2 protein-coding genes and 1 pseudogene are annotated in these 1,372 nt (G+C 42.6%); all 3 read left to right on the forward strand.

The annotated features are described in order from the left end of the window. A pseudogene (locus tag C8N29_RS16940) lies at positions 1 to 642 on the forward strand (hypothetical protein); the annotation flags it as partial. A gap of 10 nt (positions 643 to 652) precedes the next feature. Further along, positions 653 to 982, forward strand: a complete 330-nt coding sequence (locus tag C8N29_RS16605; RefSeq protein ID WP_107867175.1) for a hypothetical protein — start codon at positions 653 to 655, stop codon at positions 980 to 982. Next, a partial coding sequence (locus tag C8N29_RS16610; protein WP_204509392.1) for a hypothetical protein occupies positions 975 to 1,372 on the forward strand: 398 nt, incomplete at its 3' end. The genes C8N29_RS16605 and C8N29_RS16610, both read left to right, overlap by 8 nt.

Below are 1,372 nucleotides of genomic sequence, written 5' to 3' on the forward strand. Positions count from 1 at the left end.
CGCAATGAAATGAATTTAGACCCAGCCTCTAACAGTTTATTTAGCTTGCGTACTCAATTAACCAATGAAAATCATTACTACGCTTTGCAGCTTGGTTACATGATTTCTGCAAACAATGCCTTGGTGCATGATTTTAACCATACCGCACAATATGCCGCTAAAAACGTCAGCGAAATCTTTGGTGATGTTGAACAAACCTTATTTGTTCTCGATCAGCAAATGATTAACGACACGATGGATCACGGTATTACGCACTTATATGTTGGTAAACAGCTTGGCGGTATTGTTGCTGCTTTGCCACGTACCATGTTTGAGCCTTCTGGTGTGCCATCTCGTGCAGGTATTTATCGTCTTGGTCGTTTGTTTGGCAAATACGATATTTACTTTACGCCAAAAATTGTGCCTGAAAATAATGATGCAGGTACAGCCAGTATGTTGTGTATTGGTCGTTCTGCTGATGTGGGCCGTAGTCCTATTGTCATGGGGGATGCCGTTGCACCAACTTTTATCCCGTTATCAACCAATAGCAATTTAGTGTTTAAACAAGCGTTTTATCAACGCAGTTTCTTGCAGCTTAATAAACACATGGCTTCGGCAAAAGGCTTTGCGCGTATCGACTTTATTAACTTACCAAACTTATAACAGGTGAGACATGAGCGGTAAAAAACGCACTGTCTCTAAGGCAACAACGACTGAAGAACCTGTCGTTGTTGCTCAAGAGCCAGTCAAAGAAAAAGAAGCCGTTGCCAAAAGCCAAGTAACTTATCCGTGTTCTGTTTTACTCAAAAATAATACGCATAGACGTGTTACAGGGTCAGTGACAGGAGGGGCTGTATTAATGCCCCACAGCGAGAACACGGTTGAAGTTAAAAGCGAAGGCGACCTCAAGCAAATTATCAATAACTTTGAGCAATTAAACCAATTAAACAAATGGACTAATGGCTTACAGGTTATTCATCCTTTAGGAGACGATAATGCCTAATTTATTTGTCCGCCAAATTGGTGAACAGTCAGGGATTCAATTAAGCCCTACCGTTGACCGTACCGATGGCGTGGCTGGCATTGGCGATCAAACAGCCGCGATTGTCGGTAGCTTTACCCGTGGGCGTTTTGATAAGCCGTTTTGGGTGGATGCTCAAACATTGCGTGCGCGTTTAGGTTTGCCCGTATCTATTGCTAAATCATTGCTCAATGAAGCCTATTTGCATATCTATGAAGCCTTAAATGATGGAGCGTCACAGGTCTTAGTCAGTCGTTTGGTGCGTGAAACAGCAACCAATGATTATGTGATTATCCAAGTAGATGCAGCCGCAGGGACGTTACAAACGGAATTGGGTGAGCCACTGTTAGATCAAAACAATGAGCCTTTAAC

The organism is Agitococcus lubricus, from assembly GCF_003051055.1.
In the GTDB taxonomy this organism is placed as follows: domain Bacteria; phylum Pseudomonadota; class Gammaproteobacteria; order Pseudomonadales; family Moraxellaceae; genus Agitococcus; species Agitococcus lubricus.